Here is a 21,774-nt window from a genome sequence, read left to right as displayed (position 1 = left end):
TTGAACCGTTTTCTATAACCGACGGTTGAGGAGGGAATCGCCCCAAGACCTTTGCCGCAGGCACTCCCCGCTCCGTGCGCGGGCCAGACCTGTAGATAGTCTGGCATCGCCTTGAATCGCTCGGCGGACCGGAACAGGTCCCGGGCTCCGGGCTCTGCGGTGCCTTCGATCTTCGCCGCTTCCTCGAGCAAATCAGGACGTCCGATCGAGCCGACAAAGACGAAATCTCCCGTGAAGATTCCCATCGGCTCATCCGCACCGCCACCCTGGTCCGTCACAACAAACGAGATGCTCTCCGGTGTGTGGCCAGGCGTGTGCATCACCTCAAACCGAATCTTGCCGATCATGAACGAGTCTCCATCGTGGACGAACTCGTGATCGTACTGATCCGCATATAGGTACTTCCATTCGTCCGGACCTTCGTCGGACAGATACAACTTTGCCCCGACACGATCGGCCAGTTCGCGAGCCCCGGAAACGTAATCAGCGTGGATGTGCGTTTCGGCAACCGCTACCACACGAACACCTTCGCGTTCTGCCATCTCAAGGTACTGCTCGATGTCTCGGCCTGGGTCAACAATGACCGCCTCGTTCGCACGTTGGCATCCGACCATGTAAGACGCGTGAGCCAGTTTTTGATCGTAGAAGTATTTCAGTAACATGTTTCCGCTTTCGCAATTGACAGAAATGAAGGATTAAGAGATCGCTGACTTGAACAGCACAAAACACGCGATCAAAACGACCGCGATTGAAAATGTTTTCTGAAGCGTCGGGCCTTTGAGCTGCTGTGCGACCAATCCACCCAACCACATGCCCACAAAGCCACCGAGCAAAAATTGCAGCGTCAGAGTGAGCGACACCTCGTTGCCACTGAGCACGTGCGACGTCACCCCGCTAACGCTGACCATGACAATCACCAGCAACGAGGTTCCCACTGCGCGATGAATCGTCATTCCACTGAAAAGCACCAATGCCGGAACGATGACAAATCCGCCACCGACGCCGAACATCCCGGACAGCACTCCCGTCGCGAGCCCCACCAAAATCAACAACCTGGCACAACGCGAGTTCAACTTGAGTTTGCCGTCCGCATCCCGCTGGCACGCCGACCGGTCGGTACCGGGCGCCGCTTGCGTAGGACACGCCCCGCATGCCGATTCGCTTTTCCTGGCCTTCATCCACATGCGAGTCGCAACCAACAACATCAGCATCGCAAACAGGACCAACAGCAATTGCTCGGGAATCCGTGTCGACAGATACGTCCCCAAGGGGGCACCCATCATTCCAGCGACCGCAAACAGCAAACCGGTGCGGAGTTCGACCTCGCCTTGTATCAACCGTGGAATCGTCCCAAACAGCGCCGTCCCGCCAACCGCCGCGAGCGAAACGCCAACGGCATCGCGTGGGGCAATCGCTAGCCCGTAAACCAACATGGGAACCGCGATCACACCGCCACCGCCTCCGGTCATCCCCAAGGCGAAGCCGACGACACTGCCAAAGAGAATCGCTAGACCGAACATGATTTAACGCTGCCACACTGGTTCCACGGCATCTTGGCAATCAACGATGCCATCGGACACAACCCCGAGAACCCAGCAAACATCAGACCGGCGCCAACAAATCCAGAAAGCCCGACGAAGTACGGGTGAACGAAGTAACCGAGCACCACGCCGAGCAGAACCAAGAAACCGGCCGAAATTTGCACCTGCTGCATCAGCGGCATCGCCTTTTTTCCGCGGACGACCGGCAATCCAGCTTGCTCCCAAGCCGTCGTACCACCTTCCACGTTGATGACGTTTTCATATCCGGCCGAAATGAATTTTTCACACGCCTGAGCCGATCGATTGCCGCTTCGGCAAATGACATAAAGTGGATCGTTTGACGATCCGTTTCGACCCGCCATCACCTCTCGCGGTTCGAGTGCCTCCAAAGGAACCGAACGTGCGGATTTGGCATGCACCGCACGGAACTCGGTCGGCATTCGCACATCGATCAAGTCAATGCGGCCGTTTGGATGCTGGTCATTCAACCGCTTTACATCAATCGTTTGCATGTCTCTTTCCTCGTTATGAATCAACAACCCCAAAACACCGTCATGTCGCGACACCACGACATTTCAGGCGAATAAAAAAACGACGCTCGCTCTCGCGAAACGCCCGCCTCAACGCCGCAATCCGTTATCGAAACGGCCAGAAAACCTCACCGATCCATCAAAGCACGAACGTTTGCCCGTGATTTGCTTCGGATAACCACGCGAACGCGGTACGGCGAGTGAACTTTCTGTCCGATTCGAAATGAAACCGAAGTAGCTCAGTCGTTCACTCATAATATCGAAAGGTCACGACATGTCAATGAATCAAAATGGTTCAAAAATGAAAAACAACGTGGGCAAAATGTCGCATCCTGGTGAGCCGACGTTTAGGCGAGCCCCGCCACCGCGAAACAGACTCGCTACTTCAGCACACCGCGAAACAGACTCGAGCCGATTCGGACCATGGTCGCTCCTTCGGCAATTGCCGCTTGGTAATCGCCACTCATGCCCATCGAGAGTTCCGGCAACTCCCACCCGGTTTGCCCGCGCATCTGATCACGGAGTTCACGCAACCGGGAGAATTGCGGCTGCGCTGCCTGAGGGTCCGTTCCCCAACCCGCCATCGCCATCAGTCCGGTGACCCGAGCCCCCGCGTCCTGAGTGCCCGCTGAGGCAACGCGCGTGGCATGCCGCTCGAACAGCCCAGACGTTTGCTCGGCAGGCAACCCTGTCTTGGCCTCTTCACCGCTGACGTTGACCTCGATCAACACCTCGACCAACAACGACTGAGCCAACGCCTCCCGATGGATCTCCTCGAGCACACGTTCGCTGTCGACCGAATGAATGAGCGGTTGCAACCCGATCAGCCGTCGCACCTTGTTGCGTTGCAGGTGCCCGATCTGATGCCAACGAATCTTCGACGCCTGTTCGGCTTGCGTTGACTCAAACCACTTTGCCTTCTGCATCAACGCCTGTGGTCGATTCTCACCGAGGTCATGACACCCCGCCTCGACGAGAAGGTTGGTGATCTCAGCATCGACATACTTCGACACACCAACAACACGAACTTCACCGAAGGATCGCCCGGACTGCGCCGCCGCCAAACTGACCTCGTCACAAACACGGCTCCAATTTTCTTTGATCCGTGCGCGAGCCTCATGCGGTGTGCAGGCGATTTGAGGAAAACCAACAGGTTCGACGGCCATATCAATCTTTCAGCGAAGGGGGCTTTCAGCGAAGGGGGCTTTCAGCGAAGGGGGCTTTTCAACAAAGCAGGGGTTTCAACAAAGCGGGGCTTTCGGCAAAGGGTGGCTTTCAGCAAAGAAAAAAGAACGCACAACGCGATGACTTGGCATGACAGAGATCTGGCATGACGGAAACAGCCCACCGCTACCAAAGGCCAAATACTTCGAAAACCCAAACAACCTTCAACCGAGCGGACCAAGTCGATTTTACATCGCCTTGGTTATTCCGCGTCACTGCTCGCATCCACCGTGACCAATTCCTCCATCCCACCGTCGCCCGGGTGGAAGCGAGCGGCAAAGAAATCGGCGATCAAGTGTTTGCCCATCAACGATCGCGGACCACCTGGCGCGAGCGAGCGGTAAACGACCCAATGTTCGCTGCCCATCTGGACTCGAAATGCGGCGGCGATTCCTCGCGGGATGATCGTTAGGTCTTCGGCGATGGTCAACTGGCGCCATGTTCGCTTGCGTCGCAACCGTCCGGTTTCCATATCGATCCAAACCGGCGAGTACACCGCTCCCTGTCCCGTGGTGGTCACCACCAAATGCCGGTCATCGGACACGGCCGTCTGGCAGTCAGTTTGTCCAACACGCCATTCATTCGCGGCGAGTGGCATGACCATGGCTCGGCGTTTGCTGCGGTTGAGCAACACCAATTCGCGAACCTCTTCGTCTTCAACGACCTCCACACCCGCCGCCAACGGCAACCGGCTCACACACTGAATCTCCGGTGCAACTGCTGGCCTTCCGCTTGTCCGAGTCGCCTTGGCATCAGCCTCGACGGTCGCCCCATTCTCGTAGGGCAAGACCGCGTCAGAGACCATGAGACACCGGTCGTCGCGAATCAACATCCACTGACGCTGCAGCACGTAGTCGCCAAACCGCTGCTCGAGTTCGACCAAGTGCACATCATCGTCGGTGTATTCGCAGGTACATTCCCAATCCGACGTGGGCTGCAAATCAACGCCGTCGACGCGAACCATCGTTTGATGAACGCCCTCGAAAAGTGGCCGACGTCCCGCCATCACCTCCACACGGATGTCTTCCCCGGAGTAATCAACAAACGTTCGGCCACGTTTGACATCCCACTCGGGCAGCATCGCGAAGGTTTGTCCGGTCTCGCTATGCCACATCGCTTCGGGAAGAGAAACCTCCCACGCCAACCGGCCTCCCGTGTGACTCTGTCCCAAGGCGGCCGCCATCGACGGAGGCAGCGTTTCGGTGTCAAACTTAGACGCGGCTAGCATCAAACCATGCAACTCAGGCCCGTTACCTTTTCGCTTGCCCTGTGGCTCGGGGACAGACGTCGTTTCGTGGGTTGGCTTCGACGAATCGTCTCCAGCAGTGCCGTCACGTTTCACCTCTTTTTGATAATCGACAGCACATTCCTCAGCATTGACTGCGGTCAACACCTGCGTCCCGTCACAACGCGACATGGCCGCCATCCAAGTCGCGAACTCGGCGGCGATGTCTCGATTCCGCTGGCTGAATTTCTTCTTGCTGACCAACGGCAAGAGCCGCTCGCAACGCACCAAGGAGGCAACCACCAGGCGCAAGTCGGCGGAGCGAACCAGAGCCCGATCGATCGACTCGCCCTCACCTTCGATGTACGCGATCACCGCCTTGACGGACGATGTCGCGAGTTTGGCACAGGAGGGCATCACGGCCAGTCGCCACGCGAGCGTCATGCCGAGTTCGCCGGCGAGCAATAGGAAAAGAGGCGACGTCGCATCACCACGCAGTCCCGCGTCGGCGTGGATTTTCACCAATCGTTCACCGCATCGTCGCCATTGCTCCTGAGGCAAAACGGCACTGAGCAACGGAAACGCGGCGGCCCACATGACGGTTTCGGCGGCATCCACGACGGACATTTCATCGCGATAGTCGCGTTCGCTCAAACGATGCGATCCGTCGAGCAACGCGTCCCGGTCGCTTTGCGACAAACCTGCTACTGAACTGGCGTCCCCGACGGCCAATTGGGCCAGCGTTTGCTGCAACGGAGAAACAGATCCCTGCAATGCGGTGGCGATTCCCCACAAATAAAGGGCACCTCCGCCGCCATCATGACCTAAAAACTTTGCCGCCGAGCGACCGTCCGGTGTCGCCGCGACGAAATCACGAGCAAAGGCTTCCCATTGATCACTCGAAAGCGAATCGCCGAAATCGCGCAGTGCCGACGCTTTGGCAGCCTTTTTGGACCGTTTGCGTGGTGAGGGGGCGGTGGAAGTCAATGGAATGGACCGATAAGTGAACAACAGTGATACTGACAACGGCCCGGCAGTTTACCCGGACCGCCCCGCCAAGGAAGACGTGCCCCCACGGCACCGAGTTTTCATCGCAGCCCGCCCGATTCCCCCAACCCAATTCACGTCATGAAATCTCGATCAACTCTGCCGCTCCTATTACTCCTGACGCTTTCCCTCGTTGGATGCATCGTCGGATGCAATCGCAACCGCGAATCGGAGCCCTCAGCGGCGCCGGAGGCCCCTACGGCACCGGAAACCTCTGCCGCACCGAAAGCGCCAGCATCAAGCGTCACGACGGCCCCCGCCCAAACCGAGGACGTCTCTCCCGAAACGCCCGCCGCGAACACGCCCGCCGCCGATACCGATGTCGCAGAAACCACCCCGCCCGTGGAATCCTCACCGAAAAACGAAGAGGACACATCCCAACGCATGTTGCCGACGCAACCACCGGCATCCGAGCAAGATTCCTCGGGGGAAACTTCGTCGTCCGAGAACGGCACCGTCGCGGAAACCGGCGATTCCGAATCTCCCAACGTGGGCGACGACCTGGAAGACGACGAGTACGAGATCGACCCTGAGATTTTGGCTCACATCGAAGCCCAACGCGCGGCGCTGCGAAGAATCGCCGATACCTATGGCCCGCCTCCGGGCGCGAAACAACTCGGTGCCCAACCCGATCTGTGGGTCGACCTCCGAGCCAAACGGGTCTACATCGACGGATACGTGACCATGACGCGTGGACCGCTCGAAATGCTGGCGTGCCCGATCGGCACCAAAGAACACGAGTCCGTCATCGCGGCGTTCGCCAAGAGCAGTGAGGTTCACGCGGCGCTTCTGGCTATCGGAGCACAAAGCGGCACGCCGGTACGATGGGATCCTGAGTTCCTGCCGCCGACCGGGCAAACCATCACCGTTTGGGTCATGTGGCGGGATCCAGTACAAAACACTGCACCGGAGAGTCCTCGCGAAAAATCGGAAGACGGCGAAGCAGATAACTCGGCGGTAGCAGAGCGTTTTATTCCGAGCGAAAAGTTCTCCGTCGTCGACGCCCGCAAATGGGTTCGCAACGTGGAAACTCAAAAGGAGTTGTCCGAACCCTGGGTTTTCGCCGGCAGCAGTTTCTGGACCGATCCCGAGGACGGCACCGAACACTATTCCGCCAACGCGGGTGACATGATCTGCGTCTCGAACTTTTCGACCGCCATGCTCGACGTGCCGTTCAACAGCAGTGCCGATGCCGGCAATCTGTTGTTTGAACCCTTTACTGATCGACTTCCTGTCCGCGGCACCCCGGTCCGCTTGGTCCTCGTCCCACAACCCATCCCGAACGACGACGGGGAGCAAACTTCGGAGGTCGACACCACCACTCCACCCGACGCCTCGCATCTGCCGATCCCCGCCGAGGATCAACAATGACCGAGGAGGAGGAGAAGCAAAACCCCGTCGATCTCAACAGCAACGATCCAGCGCATCGGGTGCTACTTGTCGGCGCCGGAGTTGTCGGACGGGCCATAGCGGTTGAACACCTGCGATCCGGGATCGAGGTTTGGCTCGCCGATCAGGATGAATCGACCTTGCGTCAAAGTTGCGATCTGGTGCTGCGAGAAAGCGACGCGGTTGCCGATTCCGCATCCCCCTGGGGAGCCCAAATCCCAATACCAGTCGTCCACTTTTCGCCTCCCGAAGAAGCCTCGCCGTCATCCCTCGAAGATGACGAGTTTCGCAAACTCGCGTCGGGGACAGCCCCGGTTCCGCGGTGGTTGTTGATTGAGTCAATCGCCGAACGCCTCGAAATCAAACAGGCGTTTTTCTCGGAAGCGGAACGTTGGTTTGAGCGTGAAGCCGTCTTAACGACCAACACATCAACACTGCCCATTGCATCGATCGCCGCCAAACTCCGGTCACCTGGTTCGCTCTGCGGGCTTCACTTTTTCATGCCGGTTTCACAGCGCCACGCGGCTGAAATCATTCCACATCACTGCGTGGACTCGTCCACCGGGAAAGACGTCGGCACCCACGACGAGGTGATCCGCACATGCTGCGCTCACGCTGTGCGTCTGGGCAAATCACCGCTGCAGGTACGCGACGCTCCCGGTTTCGTTGTCAATCGATTGTTGGCCCCTTATTTGAACCTCGCGACCGACTTGCTGTGCGGCGGGATCGACGCCGAATCGATCCGGCAGGGTGCACTTCGATACGGAATGCCGATTTCGCCGTTTGAACTGATCGATCTGATCGGCACTCGCACGGCGTTCGATGGTGGACGCATTGTCTGGAGTGCATTCCCCAACCGGATGGATCCGTCCCCGTTGCTGCCGGCTCTGGTCAAACGAAGACTCTCCGGCGTCGCGTGTGGCGAAGGCTTCTATCAATATGACGGTGAGGGGAATCGACAAAGCGACCAGGTAACACCGACCGTAATGGAACTCGCGTCGAAATATCGACATGAGTTTTTCGCTAATTTTCCTGCCGAACCGGAACATCGCGTCGACCTGCTCGCGGAACTGTTCGCGGCGGTTATTCAATTGGAGGCAACCGCGATCGAGCGTGATGGCGTCGCCGATGCAGCGACGGTCGCCTCGGCGATCCGAGGCGGATTGGGTTGGAACGCGACCGCTCGGTGTCCGCGTCCCGTGGACGTGATCTCATCGGAACGTATAAAAGAGCTAGCCGAGCGGTTCGAAAATTTGAAATCGATCCAGCCTCAGTCTTAATCCCTGACCGGCTTCCTCAATGAGTTAACGCAACAACGCATGTCGGCTCAACGCTCCATAGATCTCCTGGCAAAATTAGTGTGCCCCCTTATTTTGCTCGCATGCTGGGACTGCGCGTTGGGGTTCACACAGGAATCCTCAACATCACCTTCAGCTAGCGCCGTCTCCGAGAACGTGGACGAAGAGGCTGACAAGCGTGAACAAAACGCGACCAGAAACGAGAACGCAGATTGCGTACTCGATGGACGCGACGGCCGCGAACTGTCGGTGCGGGTGTTCGACCCGCGGACTCAAATAAAAACGGCTTCGACCCCGTTGACCCACGCGAAATTCCCCGTTGTGGATGTTCACACGCATGTCTTCTATCGGCTGCGACACAATGAGAAAGCGTTGGATGATCTCGTTGCGATGATGGACCGAAACCGGATCGCGGTTTGCACTTCACTCGACGGAAAACTCGGCGGCCAACTCGAAGAACACCTCGATCATCTATGGAAACGTTATCGAGACCGTTTCATCGTTTACGCCAACATCGACTGGCGAGGCGACGGATCCTCCGACGATCCATCGACGTGGGCCTGTCATCAACAGGGGTTCGCCGAACGCACCGCCGAAGGATTGCGTTCGGCGGTCAAGCGTGGGGTTTCTGGCCTGAAGATTTTCAAACGGTTCGGGCTGGGCTATCGGAATCCCGACGGCTCGCTTGTCAAAATCGACGACCCGAGATGGGATCCGATTTGGGCGGTTTGCGGAGAGTTGGGCATCCCGGTCATCATCCACACTGCCGACCCCGCCGCCTTCTTTGAACCGATCGACGCGACCAACGAGCGTTGGGAAGAACTCTCACGCCATCCGGATTGGAGCTTTTATGGCGACGAGTATCCGTCGCGGGAAGAACTCCTGGACGCGAGAAATCGGGTCATCGCCCGCCACCCAAAGACGCAGTTCATCGGTGCTCACATCGCCAACAATTCGGAAGACCTGCGTACCGTCTCACAATGGCTCGAACGATATCCCAACCTGTGGGTCGAACCGGCGTCGAGAATCAGCGAACTCGGACGCCAACCCTACTCCTCACGCGACTTCATGATCCGTTACGCCGATCGAATCCTGTTCGGCACGGACGGACCATGGCCGGAAAAACGCTTGCACTTTTACTGGCGATTCTTTGAGACCCGCGACGAGTATTTCGACTACAGCGAAAAGTCGCCGCCACCGCAGGGCCTGTGGCACATCTACGGGATCGACCTCCCCGACGAAGTTCTGAAGAAGATCTACTTCGAGAACGCAGCGCGGCTCATCCCCGGCGTGAAATCACGCGTCGAGAAGTTTCGCAAATCGATCGAGTAGGCGGCACCGACAACCGGTTCAGTCGCGCCGGTCGTATCGTTTCTGCTTGACTCGCATCAGCAACCCGATCTGATGCTTCAACGCCGGCTGGACTCGGTCATTGACCTTCACCCGTCGTGATTGATCGGACGGGCCGACCATGCCGCTGTTCAACTCGATATCGACGCGTGCGGTGTCGAACCGTTTCAACGTTGGATCGGAGAACTCCAACCGGACACACAAAGCGTCCTCGACTTCGCCGCAGTAGTCCGCCACGCCCGCCTGCTCTTCAGACGACCATTGGTAGTGACGTTCGTCCAACAACGCCCGCCGCAGATGCCCTAAACCGGGAAAGGCAGTGAGTTCGACCGCGTCGAATTCGGCACCTTCCTGGGGCAGCAACATCACGTGGTCACCCAACTGGATCGCCGTGATCGTCTCGGAGCCCCAGAACCGCGTCGTCTCTTCCAACCGGGTTCGGCGAACATAGATACTCGAAAGAGCAAACACCGCACCGCCGACCATGATCGCGATCATCATCGCCCAGGCCTTCCAACCAAAGCTCGCCCGGGGGTCGTTGTATTTGTCAGCGTGCCTATCGTCGCCGACATTCCCAGCCCCTTTCTCGGAAACGTCCGGGTCGGTTGAAACTGCGGTGGTAGAAGATGCGTTGGACAAAGGTCAGATCCGATCGTGCGGCGGGTTGTGGGGTGATCGATGTTTCAATGGTTCAGTCGTATCGCGAGAAACCCACGACAGCAGTTAGGATAGATCAGTATCCGATCGCAGACCGCGAACATCCATCCCATTCGTTTTAGCATACCAACCGTGCCAATCCCTCCCCGCAACGAAACGTCAACAGCCTCGCCGTCCGGCATCAGCACGATCACAGTGGACTTAGACGACCGCAGTTATCCGATCGTCATTAACAGCGGCCAGACGAACGCCACGGACCCCTCCGGCTTCGCCACCCATTTTCGCGAGGCCCTTGGCGATTGCACGCACGCGATCATCGTGCAGGACACAGCCATCGCGGCGTCGGCCGGCAATGCGGTTGCCGACGCGCTGGGTACCGATGACACATTTGGTACCGATGACACACAGGGTACCGCTGGTCAAGGCAATGACGATCTGCGTCTGAGCGTGATCGATGTCGCCTCGGGCGAGCCTAGCAAGTCGACCGATCGGATCGCGCAGCTTTGGAACGAAATGCTCGACACTGCGGCAGACCGTCGCAGCGTCGTGATCGCGGTAGGAGGAGGCGTGATCGGAGACCTCGCTGGTTTCGCCGCAGCCACCTTCACGCGCGGCCTGCGTCTGGTGCAAGTTCCCACCACGTTGCTCGCGATGGTCGACAGCAGCGTCGGAGGCAAAACAGGAATCAACCTGCCGGGCGGAAAGAACCTCGTCGGCTCGTTCTGGCAACCGCATCTGGTTTGGATCGACACGGACTTTCTCAAAACTCTCCCCGAACGCGAATACGTCAGCGGGCTCGCCGAGGTGATCAAGTACGGTGTGATCGAAGACGCCGAGTTCTTTGACTATTTGGAATCGAACATCACCGCGATCCTGGACCGAGCCCCTGAACCGACCCGTCACGCGATTGCCCGAAGCTGTGAATCGAAGGCCCGCGTGGTTGCCGATGACGAACGAGAAACCACCGGCCGTCGTGCGATCCTGAACTACGGCCACACGTTCGCCCATGCGATCGAATCCACCGCCGGCTATGGAGCTTTCCTGCACGGCGAAGCGGTTTCGATCGGAATGCAGATGGCGGCGGAACTCAGCGTCCGGCTCGGCCGCTGTCCTGCCGAACTGCTGACCCGGCAGACCGCGTTGCTCGACGCCGCGGGTCTACCGCTGAGATGGAAGGACGCCGACGTCGAAAAGATGATTGCCGTCATGGCGCGTGACAAAAAGGTGGCACACGGGAAATTGAGGTTTGTCCTTCCCGACCGAATCGGAAACGTCGAACTCGTCGGCGATGTCCCGGCCGACCTCGTTTCCGCAGCCATCGAAGCCTGCCGGTAAACGCACGCGATCAATGGTTGTCGCTCGCGCCAGTTGACCGGCGACGCCTCACGAGCATTTCTTTAGCAGCATCAACAGCATCTTCGTCGGCTCTGTGGCGCGGATGCTGTGAGGCATCTTTGCCTCCATGTGATAGAGCGTGTTGGCACCGGCAACCGACTCGTCGGCCCCCACCGTCACGTCCGCCTTCCCTTCGAGAAAGTGCATGATCGCGGGCACCGCCGCGGTGTGCTCAGACAATTCTTGGCCGGCGTCGAATCCAAACAACACGATCTTCAGATTGTCGTCTTGGTGCAGCGTCTTGCTAATGGTGCTGCCGCCTTGGATTTCAATTTCTTCGGCGAGATGCACAGCGGCGTTCTTTTCAGACATGGAACGAACCCTTTTCGAATTGGACGGCAAAAAAGAAACGAGAGCCAGCAACAAAAGGAACGTCTCGAAAAACCGTGGCCGCTCTCGGTACGCCCCAACCCTACCAAATAAACACCTCTAGGTGCATATTTATTCTCGGTATTCCGCCGCGGCAATCTGTCTCGCGTGACAGCAACACGAAATCCCCGGCACGGCAGAAACACGGGCAGACCGAGAGCAACTGGAGCGGAGCCATCGGGGCAGGGCAGGGCGGAAGCGCCAGGGACGCGGAAACGAGAAACTCCAAAGAACACGCCGCCCCCGGTCGCCGGACATCGAACTCATCCGGTCGTCGGTGTGACTCATCCCAGTGCGTGAAACAGACGCTGCCGAAGATTTGACCTTGCTACCGCGACGCTTTTGTCGCTATCGCTGACTTCTCTAGCCTCGGCATAGACGCCGCTAGCGAACTTGCTCAATAAACTGTTTCTTACCTGTCACAACGGAAGCCGCACGATGCGTCGGTCCCCGCTGTTAAAAACTTCGTCCCGTTATTCGGCTCACCTCGCGCAAAAACCCGCCATCGGCGTGCTTTTGTTCATGCTGGTTGGCCTGACGTTTTCGGCGGCGTCGGCCCAATCCAATGGATCCGGTGACTCCGCGTCTCCGTTCGTATCAGAGCCCTACTTGGTGTTTGTCGCCGAAGAGTCGGCTTACCTGCGGTGCGGTCCATCCGGCGACGATTATCGAACCGATCCACTGCGTCACGGCCAGGAATTGGAAGTTTACGTCGAAACCGAAGACGGCTGGCTCGGCGTGCGACCGACAGACGACAGTTTCTGCTGGATCCCAGCCGACGCGGCCAAACTGATCGACTCCGATCTCGGCCCGAACGCCAAACCTGATGCACTCGAAGCAGAGATCATCGAAGACAAAACGGTCGCATGGATCGGTACCAATCTTGGCCGCGCCCGCCGCTATCGATGGCTGGTCCAACTGCGCGAAGGCGAAACCGTCACCATCCTGGGCCGCAGCGAACGCGACGGTCCCGACGGCCCTCAGACTTGGTACCGCATTGTTCCTCCATCGGGCGAATTCCGTTGGATCCATCGCGATCAAGTCGTCACGACCGCGGAAGAATTGGTCGCCGACCTGCGTAGCAACACCCCCGATGAACCGATCGAATTTCTACCGGGCGGTCCGTCGCACATTCCTGAACAACGCGCCCGCGTCGCCTCATCATCCCGCAGTGAGTCAGTCGGACGCAGTGAGTCAGTCGGACACAGTGAGTCAGTCGGACGCAGCGAGTCAGTCGGCCGTAACGAATCTGTCGGATCGGGCCTGCGCCGCGTATCGGATGACCAACTTTACCGGGACGACCTCCCGCGAGAAACTCGTCAGGAACGCCTCGAAGCCCTCGCTGAAATCCGCCGCCTCGATGAGATCGAACGACACATCGAACAGCGCAGCCGCAGCAGGTTCGACCAAGTCGACGACAATCAACCTTCCGAACACGACAGCCAAATCGCCTCTCGCTCGGAAGCGCACGAACACGGAGTTGGCGCGGAACACGAAATCCGCAGCTTCTCTCAACGCGTCACCGAGGGCATCGCGTCGTTGTTGAGCGGACGCCCCAAGGGCCCGGCCAACCTCGAACCGTCGACCGAATCGAGCCGCCGGGTACCGGACCTCGTACCGATCGGCAGCGGATTGGCCCAAAACGCGACTTCGCCGGTCGCCGGACCGGCCGAGCAATCAACACAACTGGCCGCCGACGCAGCCAACGCAGCAAGTCCGACGCAGAACACTCCGCCGGAAACGCTCGACGTCGTGTCCACGCCATCGACCGGCGAGCAGCATCCGATCGCCGACCAAGTTGCTGCGGGACCTGCCGATGTCCAAACCGTCGCCGCCACGTCGAGTCCCGAAATGCGAACAGGCCAATCGCAGATCGCGATCATGTCGTCTCCGCGTCTGGTCGCCCGCAGCGAATACCCGTCGAGCCCACTTCGTTCGTTCGTTCCACCACGAAAGCAACGCACGATCACCTCCACCCAACTCGAGGAAGTCGAGCGGTCGGTCGCCCACGCGACTCCCGACTCGTTGCCGTCGATCATGTCATCACTAATGGCCCGCGGAGCGTCGGCACCTGAAATCCGCTTGGTTGCCGATGCCGCCACACGCCTTTCGATGCACGACCTCGCCCAACGTGCCCGCGACTATGAGTCGTTGGCCCGCCGCCGAGACGGCGACACCATTGTTGCCACCACTCACTTGGGAACACCGAGCGTGGTCATGACTCCACCGTCCTACCCGAACCGCACTTTGCAAACACCGACCATCCCCGGACCACCGGCTCCCGCGCCTGCTCACACCGGCGGCAACTTCGTCGCACGAGTCGGCGGACCGGCCATGACGAATCAAGTTGCGACGAATCAAGTTGCGACGAATCAGACCATGCCGCGTGCCACCGGGCACGTCGCACCGGTTTCGCACGTCCAATCAATTTCCAATTCGCCACAACCACCGGTTTCTTCACAATCGATGCCGGCGAACGAACCCGCGGCCGCGTCCTCGGGCCTATCCGGCGTGTTGGTGGAGGTTTATTCCGCCGATCCCAACCGTCCTCCCTACGCGATCACCGACCAGGGTGGCCAGACAATTGCCTACGTCACACCGGCCCCCGGTGTCGAGCTGCGGCAGCATCTCGGCAGCCGAGTTCGGGTACAGGGAGAGAGCGGTTTCTTGCAAGGACTCGACACGCCGCACGTACTCGCAACCGCCGCTCAACGAGTGCTTCGATAGCGGCGAACTGCTCTCGGAAGCATTGACACTGAGCCAGTCTTTCGATAGCCTCGACGCCACAGACTTCAGGCAAACCTTAGTTGGCCCGGGCCTTTTCGGTCCGGGCTAATTTTTTATCCCATACTTCACTGTGGGTAGAACTCAGGTCACTCCTGAAACGTCTCATCCCCACTGATCCAAAGCCTTTTTCATCCTTATCGCCCCTCCTTGTCGCTATGAATCCGCAAGACATTTTGCGTTACGTCGACTCGCTCCATCGCGACAGAAACATCGCTCCGGAATTGCTGTTCCAAGCCATTGAGTCCGCGCTGCAAAGCGCCGCGAAGCGCCAATACGGCGAAGACTCTGACGTGGTCGTTTCGATCAACCGCGAGAACGGACAAATCTCCGCTACCCTCGAGGGCGAACCACTCGGCGACGATCAAATCGGCCGTATCGGAGCTCAAACCGCCAAGCAGGTCATCATCCAGAAGGTCCGCGAAGCAGAACGCGACGCGTTGATGATTGAGTACCGCGACCAGATCGGCGAAATCGTCAGCGGCATGATCGGCCGGGCCGACGGTGGCGTCGCCACGGTCAACCTCGGTAACGTCGAAGCCATCCTGCCACGCAGCGAACAGATCCCTGGCGAGAGTTTGCATGCAAACGAACGCGTCCGCGCGATCGTCTACGAGGTTCGTCCACAAGGCGGCAACCGAGTCCGCGTCGTGCTCAGCCGTACACGTCCGCAGTTCGTTCAACGCCTCTTCGAACAAGAAATCCCGGAACTCAATGACGAGGTCATCGCGATCAAATCGATCTCGCGCGAACCCGGATACCGCAGCAAGGTCGCCGTCAGCAGCGATGACCAAAACATCGACCCGATCTCGGTCTGCGTCGGCTACCGCGGCAGCCGCATCAAAGCGGTACGCGAAGAACTCGCCGGCGAGCACATCGACGTCGTCCGCTACGACAGCGACCCTGAAGTGCTGATCCCCAACGCCCTGCAACCGGCGGAAGTCGATCAAGTCCTGCTCTGCGACATGATCGGCCGTGCGATCGTGCTGGTCAAAGAAGACCAACTGTCGCTCGCGATCGGCCGGCGTGGCCAGAACGTTCGGTTGGCCAGCAAGCTCTGTGGCTGGGACATCGAAATCATGACCGGCAACGAACTCGAAGAGCAAATCGAGCGTGCCGTCACCGGATTCAGCCAAATCCCGGGCATCACCGAGGAAATCGCCCAGACTCTCGTCGAACAGGGCTACCTGTCCTACGACGACCTCTCGGTGATCGAACCGGACCAGTTCGCTGAGATGGCGGGACTGACCGAAGAACAGGTCGACGAAATCGTTGAAATCGCCGAAGCGAAGGCCGAAGAGGCCGAGCGAGCCGCCGCCGACGAACGACGCGTCCGCCGCGAGAACGAAAAACTCGATCGCGAACGTGCCGAAATGGAAGCACACATGCCTCCGTCGGAAAAAGCACCGGTGGCCGAGACACCTGCCCCCGAAGAAGCACCCGCGGAGCCTGCAGCTGAACCTGCAGCCGCTGAGTCAGCACCGGAATCAGCCGCCGATCCTGGTGAAACCCCAGCCGAACCGGCCGTAGAAACCGCCGCTGCGACAGAAAACCCTACATCGCCCGAAACGACCGAAGAAGACTCCGCGGCGGCCGAGCCCACCGCGGAAGAAACCACCTCCGAGGAGCCCGCCGCCGTTGGCGAAGCCGCCTCTGGGGACGCCCCAGAGAAAGATTCCGGTGGAAACACATAGGACTGACAAGGAAGCCGTTTTCATATTTCAGGCCTTTGCGTTATCCTATCGTCTCCGCGTTGGGGCATCCGTGCCTTTCACGGACGGCCCGATTTTTTGACCGCTATGAAATTCCCCGACATTGTGACAGCACCGACTCCCCTATCTTGAGCCAGGCTGCTCACTCGAGCCACAGCCGCTGAGATAGCACCTCGGTACTCGGCTTAGTGTCGATGGAGGTCTTTTTATGCGATTTTGAACAAAATACAACGAAGCCGAGCAGCCCGAGCGGGGCCGTCGGACTTCAACTATCGAATTTGACAGGACCCCCCCCCAGTGCCAGTACGCATTTACGCGCTTGCCAAAGAACTCGACCTCGACAGCAAAGATCTCGTTGATCTGGTAAAGAAAGCCGGAATCACCGGAAAAGGCTCTGCGCTAGCCAGCCTGACCGACGACGAAGCTCAAACCGTACGCGACTCCATCTCGAGTGCCTCCAAGGCAGCACCGAAAGCTGCCCCGGCTGCGACCGCAACCAAAGATGCACCGGCCAAACCGGTTGCGCCTGTTCGCGATCTCGACCGCGCGTCAACCCGCCGCCCCGGCGCCATCCAAGTCGGACGTGCCAAACCACGCGAACGCGACAAAGCCCCGGCCGGAGACACCGAATCCAAACGGCCGGCTCCTGTCCTCCGCACCCCGGTTCTCAAACCGGCCGAAACACCGGCTCCGGCTGAACCTGCCGAACCGGCGTCTCCGAAACCGGAGGTTCGCCTGAAGGACGTCATGCCCGCGACGCCCAAGGAAAAGCCGTCCGAACCGGCCTCTCCACCGCTGGCTGCGCCCACGCCGCCCGCCAAAGCGCCCGCAGCAGAAAAAGAATCCGGCAAACAAGACGGTGGTCGTGCCAGCCGAATCGCCGACCGCATGGCCAGCAACTCCGGTGGTCGCGTGGTCCCGAATCGCCCGGGAGGCCCCGTCCGCCGCGAAAACCTCACCGGTGGCGGAAAAATGCGGTCACTCGATCGCGCCTCATCGCGAGCCAGCAGTGACAAGCCAGCCGAAGGTGCCAAAGCCCGCAAACGCGAGCCCCGCATCAAGGTCAACCTCGCTCAACTGCCGAGTGCACCGGCCCCTGCCGCACCGGCCGCCTCCAGCGGGCCTGCCCAGAAACCAGACATCAAACTGACCCGCGATGTCATCGAAGGCCACAAACAGGGCATGAAAGCGCCCCTCGCTCGGCTCGAGAAGGACGACGCAGAAAAGAAACGCAACAAGAAAGAAGCCACCGGCTCGCCCGATTTCACCGGCCGCAAGAAGATCATCGACGAAGATGAAAAACCACGCGGTAAGAAGGGCCTCGCCGGAATGGCCAGCGCTCGCGCCGAACGTGCTCGCGGTGGCGGCGGCCGACGCGTCATCGGAACCGGTGACCAAGACCGCAGCCAACTGCGCCGCAACCGGCCACGCATCCGCCGCAAAGGCACCAACACGGCCGCCCCGCGGAAAGAACGCGTCCAACTCGAACTCCCATGTACCGTTCGCAGCTTCTGCGAAGCATCGGGCGTATCGATGTCTGATGTCATGAAAGCCCTGATGGGCATGGGCATGATGATCAACATCAACTCGGAAATGGACCTCGAGACTGCCGAACTCGTCGCGACCGAACTCGGGATCGACATCGAACTCAAGGCCGCCGAGTCGCTCGAAGACGAACTGATCACCGAACTCGAGACCCAGGAAGACAACGCCGATTCGTTGGTTCCTCGGGCTCCGATCGTGACCTTCCTCGGCCACGTCGATCACGGAAAAACCAGCCTCCTCGACTACCTGATCGGCATCAACGTGGTCAAAGGCGAGGCCGGCGGGATTACCCAGCACATCCGTGCCTACAACATCGAGAAAGATGGACGCGGCGTCACGTTCGTCGACACGCCGGGTCACGAAGCGTTCACCGAAATGCGTGCCCGTGGTGCTAACGTCACCGACATTGCCGTCCTCGTGGTGGCTGCCGATGACGGCATCATGCCGCAAACCGAGGAAGCCATCAGCCACGCGAAAGCCGCCGAAGTGCCGATCGTGGTTGCACTGAACAAGATCGACCTCGAAGGCGTGGACCCGAACCGCGTCATGACTCAGCTCACCGAACACGGTTTGACTCCGAGTGAGTGGGGTGGTGACGTCGAAATCGTCAAAACCAGTGCCACGACCGGCGAGGGGATGGATGAACTCCTCGAAACCCTGCTCACGGTTGCGGAACTGAACGAGTACAGCGCCAACCCCGATCGCTCGGCACTCGGCGTCTGCCTCGAAGCCGAGCAGCACGGCGACAAAGGTGTCGTCGCGAAGCTCGTCGTTCAGAACGGTACCCTCCGTGTCGGCGACATCATCGTCTGTGGCCCCGCCCACGGTCGCGTCCGTTCGCTACACAACACACTGACCGGCAAACCGATCACCGAAGCCGGACCGAGTGTCCCCGTCAGCCTCACCGGTTTGGATACTCCACCGGGCGCGGGCGACCGATTCCACGTTCTCCAAGACATCTCGCAAGCTCGCGAAATCGCCGGCACCCGCGAAGATGAGTCGAGCCGTCAATCGCTCTCGGGCATCACTACGAAGGTTTCATTCGATTCCTTCCAAGACTTGCTCGCGGGCGGAAACCTGGCCGGCGAAGAACGTGCGAAGCTGAACTTGATCATCCGCGCCGACGCCCGGGGTTCACTCGAGGCCATCGACAAAGAACTCAGCAAGTTCGACCACCCCGAGGTGGAACTGCGAGTCCTGCAGCGGGCCGTTGGCGGCATCACGCTCGCGGACGTGACCCTCGCGAGTGCCTCCGACGCCGTGATCCTTGGCTTCAACGTGATCCCGGACGAGAAGGCTCGCCAACTCGCCGACCAACGCGAAATCGAGATCCGGCGTTACAACGTCATCTACAAACTCACCGATGACATTCGGATGATGATCGAGGGCCGCCTCAAACCAGAGGAACGCGTCGTCGAACTCGGCCGAGCCCTGGTCAAACAGGTCTTCAACATCAGCCGTGTGGGAACGATCGCTGGTTGTTACGTCGCCCAAGGATCGATCGTCCGTGGTTGCCGTATCCGCGTCAGCCGGGATGGCCGTGTGATCGGTGAATACCCGCTCGACACTTTGCGTCGAATCAAAGAAGACGTCAAAGAAGTGCCGCGTGGCATGGAGTGCGGTATCCGGTTGGCCGGCTTCAACGACATCAAACAGGATGATGTCCTCGAGGCATATCGCATCGAAGAGGTAGCCCGAAAGCTCGACTGATCGCGTGAATGCCATTCGACGTGGATGCGTTTGAACAAAGACGCTTCCCTGTCCCGCGCGAACCCGCAGTATCCCTGACCGTCGCATCCCGCGACGGCAGTGACCGCTAATCACCGCGGGCGCAATCGATCTTCCCCGGCCGTGCGTGAGCGTGCCGACCGGGCCTAACGTCGCGGCTCGCCGAGAGCCGCTTCCCTATTCAGCCAAACTCCTCACTCCTGACCCTCCTTTGTCTAGTCGCCGCCAACTCAAAGCCGCCGAAGCGATCCGCGAAGTCGTCGCCACCGCCGTCCTGAAAGACATCCGTGACCCGCGCGTTCGCGATGTCACCATCATCTCGGTGAATGTCTCACCCGACATGCGTGAGGCGAAAGTTGCCGTGAGCGTCATGGGCGACGAATCTCAAAAACAGCTTTCAATCCGGGGATTACAGAACTCGGCCGGATTTTTGCAAAGTAAAATTGCCAACCGCCTCGACACCCGATATACGCCACGCCTGTCCTTCGAACTGGACAAGGGGCAGGAAAACGCGTTGGCGGTCACCGAAATTCTTGCCCGCATCCGGGCGGAACAAAGCGGCGAAACACTGCCGGAATCGGATGACCAACCCGCCGCAGCAAACGACACGGACGCCGGCGAGGAATCACGCAGTGACGAAACACCGACCCAAAACAACCAAGACGACAGCGGGCGATCCAACTAACGGAACTCGCACCCACTGATTGCACGCCCCGCTGATCTCAGCCACCTGAACACTGAATCTCACATTCTTTATGTCCGCCACCAACCGTTCGAAATTAATCACAAAGCTGCATACCGCTCTTAAGAAAAGTTACAGCATCCCGCCGGCGAGTCCCTCGCGACCTTTGCTCGAACATGCCCTCTATGCTTGCTTGCTAGAGGACTGCCCGAGCGAACTCGCTGACGAAGGACTTGCCAAGTTGGAGCAAGACTATTTCGACTGGAACGAAGTGCGGGTAACGACAGTCACGGAACTCTCCGACGTACTGTCGAGCCTACCGGATCCCGGCAAAGCCGCCCTTCGTCTGAAGACAAACCTTCAGAGCATCTTCGAAGAGTTCTACTCCTTCGATCTCGATCATCTGAAGAAGGAAAACCTCGGCAAAGCGGTTGCGAAGTTCGAAAAGCTGCCGGGCATGACGCCTTTCGTACTCAGCTACATCATCCAACACGGTCTCGGTGGCCATTCGATCCCGATCGATTACTCGGCAATGGTGGTGATGCTCGTCAGCGGCATCGCGAGCCAAACCGAAGCGGCCGATGGCCGAGTCCCCGGGCTCGAGCGGGCGGTGCCCAAGAGCAAAGGCATCGAGTTTGCAAACCTGCTGCACCAACCCGCCGTCGCGCTGTTGATGGATCCGTCGGACAAGACCGCCCGCGCGATGCTCGAATCCGTCGCCAAGGGTAGCGCAGCAAACCTCGACGAATGGCTCGTCAGCAAGAAAGCGGCCAAGAAACGCGTCGCCAAACGGAAAGCCGAAGAACGCGAAACCGCAAAACAAGAAGCCGAAGCGGCCGCAATCGCGCAAGCCGAAGTGAAGGTCCCCACGGGCAAGAAAAAGCCAGTCCGCTCCGCTGCCAAAGCAACATCCACCACGAACAAACCCAAGGCAGCCAAGAAGACCGCCGCCCCGAAAGCGACGGCCCCAAAGCCAACCGCTCCGAAGGCGACTGCAAAGACGGATCCTCCTCAGGAGGCGGAAGCCCCGAAGGCCTCCAAGGCAAAAAAGTCCACCAAGAAATCAGCTAGCAAGAAAACCGCCGACGCGCCTGCGAAAAAGAAGAAGGCTGCGACCGACACTGCGGAGACCGGCACCTCGAAAACCGCCACCGGCAAGAAGGCAGCCAACCGGAAACTGACCAAACGCAAACCACGCTAGTAGTTTTTTGCCAGCTCTCTTGTTCGGGTAGTGGATCTTGTCAAAGATCCTGCTGCATGAGGATCTTTCACAAGGTCCACTGCCGCCTACTCGAAAT

Annotated in this window: 16 protein-coding genes; 9 read left to right on the top strand and 7 right to left on the bottom strand. The window is 59.3% G+C overall.

What is annotated here, in order from left to right; genetic code table 11:
- The 5 genes from RSSM_RS26060 to RSSM_RS26040 all read right to left on the bottom strand — a co-directional run.
- Positions 1–662, bottom strand: a 662-nt coding sequence (locus tag RSSM_RS26060; protein WP_008686806.1) for an MBL fold metallo-hydrolase, incomplete at its 3' end; no start/stop codon positions are given.
- 33 nt (positions 663–695) lie between these two features.
- Positions 696–1,520, bottom strand: coding sequence for a sulfite exporter TauE/SafE family protein (locus tag RSSM_RS26055; protein WP_008686804.1), 825 nt, complete (start codon positions 1,518–1,520; stop codon positions 696–698).
- Entirely contained in the window at positions 1,508–2,053 is a 546-nt protein-coding gene (locus tag RSSM_RS26050) for a rhodanese-like domain-containing protein (protein ID WP_044303688.1), read from the bottom strand. Before RSSM_RS26050 ends, RSSM_RS26055 begins: the two co-directional genes overlap by 13 nt.
- A 398-nt stretch (positions 2,054–2,451) precedes the next feature.
- Positions 2,452–3,237: a YggS family pyridoxal phosphate-dependent enzyme gene (locus tag RSSM_RS26045; RefSeq protein ID WP_008686798.1), complete on the bottom strand. Its 786-nt coding sequence runs from the start codon at positions 3,235–3,237 to the stop codon at positions 2,452–2,454.
- Between the two features lie 260 nt (positions 3,238–3,497).
- Positions 3,498–5,507 (bottom strand): hypothetical protein, encoded by a 2,010-nt coding sequence (locus RSSM_RS26040; protein ID WP_044303685.1) that lies wholly within the window; start codon positions 5,505–5,507, stop codon positions 3,498–3,500.
- A 141-nt stretch (positions 5,508–5,648) separates the two neighbouring features.
- Here RSSM_RS26040 and RSSM_RS26035 point away from each other — a divergent pair, with 141 nt between their 5' ends.
- The 3 genes from RSSM_RS26035 (at position 5,649) to RSSM_RS26025 (ending at position 9,586) form a co-directional block, all read left to right on the top strand.
- Entirely contained in the window at positions 5,649–6,938 is a 1,290-nt protein-coding gene (locus tag RSSM_RS26035) for a YdjY domain-containing protein (protein ID WP_008686794.1), read from the top strand.
- Positions 6,935–8,236, top strand: coding sequence for a 3-hydroxyacyl-CoA dehydrogenase family protein (locus RSSM_RS26030; protein ID WP_008686792.1), 1,302 nt, complete (start codon positions 6,935–6,937; stop codon positions 8,234–8,236). The genes RSSM_RS26035 and RSSM_RS26030 overlap by 4 nt, the downstream gene beginning before the upstream one ends.
- A gap of 174 nt (positions 8,237–8,410) precedes the next feature.
- The gene (locus RSSM_RS26025; protein WP_008686789.1) at positions 8,411–9,586 is read left to right on the top strand and encodes an amidohydrolase family protein; all 1,176 of its coding nucleotides are present in this window, start codon (positions 8,411–8,413) and stop codon (positions 9,584–9,586) included.
- An 18-nt stretch (positions 9,587–9,604) separates the two neighbouring features.
- Here the strand turns inward: RSSM_RS26025 and RSSM_RS26020 are convergent, their stop codons facing one another.
- Positions 9,605–10,243, bottom strand: a complete 639-nt coding sequence (locus RSSM_RS26020; protein ID WP_044303684.1) for a hypothetical protein — start codon at positions 10,241–10,243, stop codon at positions 9,605–9,607.
- Positions 10,244–10,393: 150 nt separating this feature from the next.
- Here RSSM_RS26020 and aroB point away from each other — a divergent pair, with 150 nt between their 5' ends.
- The gene (gene aroB, locus RSSM_RS26015; RefSeq protein WP_008686785.1) at positions 10,394–11,596 is read left to right on the top strand and encodes a 3-dehydroquinate synthase; all 1,203 of its coding nucleotides are present in this window, start codon (positions 10,394–10,396) and stop codon (positions 11,594–11,596) included.
- Positions 11,597–11,644: 48 nt separating this feature from the next.
- Here the strand turns inward: aroB and RSSM_RS26010 are convergent, their stop codons facing one another.
- Positions 11,645–11,968, bottom strand: coding sequence for a cupin domain-containing protein (locus tag RSSM_RS26010; protein ID WP_044303683.1), 324 nt, complete (start codon positions 11,966–11,968; stop codon positions 11,645–11,647).
- 495 nt (positions 11,969–12,463) lie between these two features.
- On the opposite strand from RSSM_RS26010, the gene RSSM_RS26005 reads away from it, so the two are divergent.
- The 5 genes from RSSM_RS26005 to RSSM_RS25985 all read left to right on the top strand — a co-directional run bounded on the left by RSSM_RS26005 (position 12,464) and on the right by RSSM_RS25985 (position 21,677).
- Complete coding sequence (locus RSSM_RS26005; protein ID WP_236621399.1) at positions 12,464–14,752, top strand: hypothetical protein; 2,289 nt, start codon at positions 12,464–12,466, stop codon at positions 14,750–14,752.
- A gap of 215 nt (positions 14,753–14,967) precedes the next feature.
- Positions 14,968–16,503: a transcription termination factor NusA gene (gene nusA, locus RSSM_RS26000; RefSeq protein WP_008686779.1), complete on the top strand. Its 1,536-nt coding sequence runs from the start codon at positions 14,968–14,970 to the stop codon at positions 16,501–16,503.
- Between the two features lie 315 nt (positions 16,504–16,818).
- Complete coding sequence (gene infB / locus RSSM_RS25995; protein ID WP_008686778.1) at positions 16,819–19,776, top strand: translation initiation factor IF-2; 2,958 nt, start codon at positions 16,819–16,821, stop codon at positions 19,774–19,776.
- 229 nt (positions 19,777–20,005) lie between these two features.
- Complete coding sequence (gene rbfA, locus RSSM_RS25990) at positions 20,006–20,479, top strand: 30S ribosome-binding factor RbfA (RefSeq protein WP_044303686.1); 474 nt, start codon at positions 20,006–20,008, stop codon at positions 20,477–20,479.
- Positions 20,480–20,549: 70 nt separating this feature from the next.
- Entirely contained in the window at positions 20,550–21,677 is a 1,128-nt protein-coding gene (locus tag RSSM_RS25985) for a hypothetical protein (RefSeq protein WP_008686775.1), read from the top strand.
- Positions 21,678–21,774 lie beyond the last annotated feature (97 nt).

It is taken from the genome of Aporhodopirellula sallentina SM41, assembly GCF_000346505.1.
Classification (GTDB): Bacteria; Planctomycetota; Planctomycetia; order Pirellulales; family Pirellulaceae; genus Rhodopirellula; species Rhodopirellula sallentina.
The sequence above is the reverse complement of the archived record's forward strand: the minus strand, read 5'-3'. Positions and strand labels throughout refer to the sequence as shown.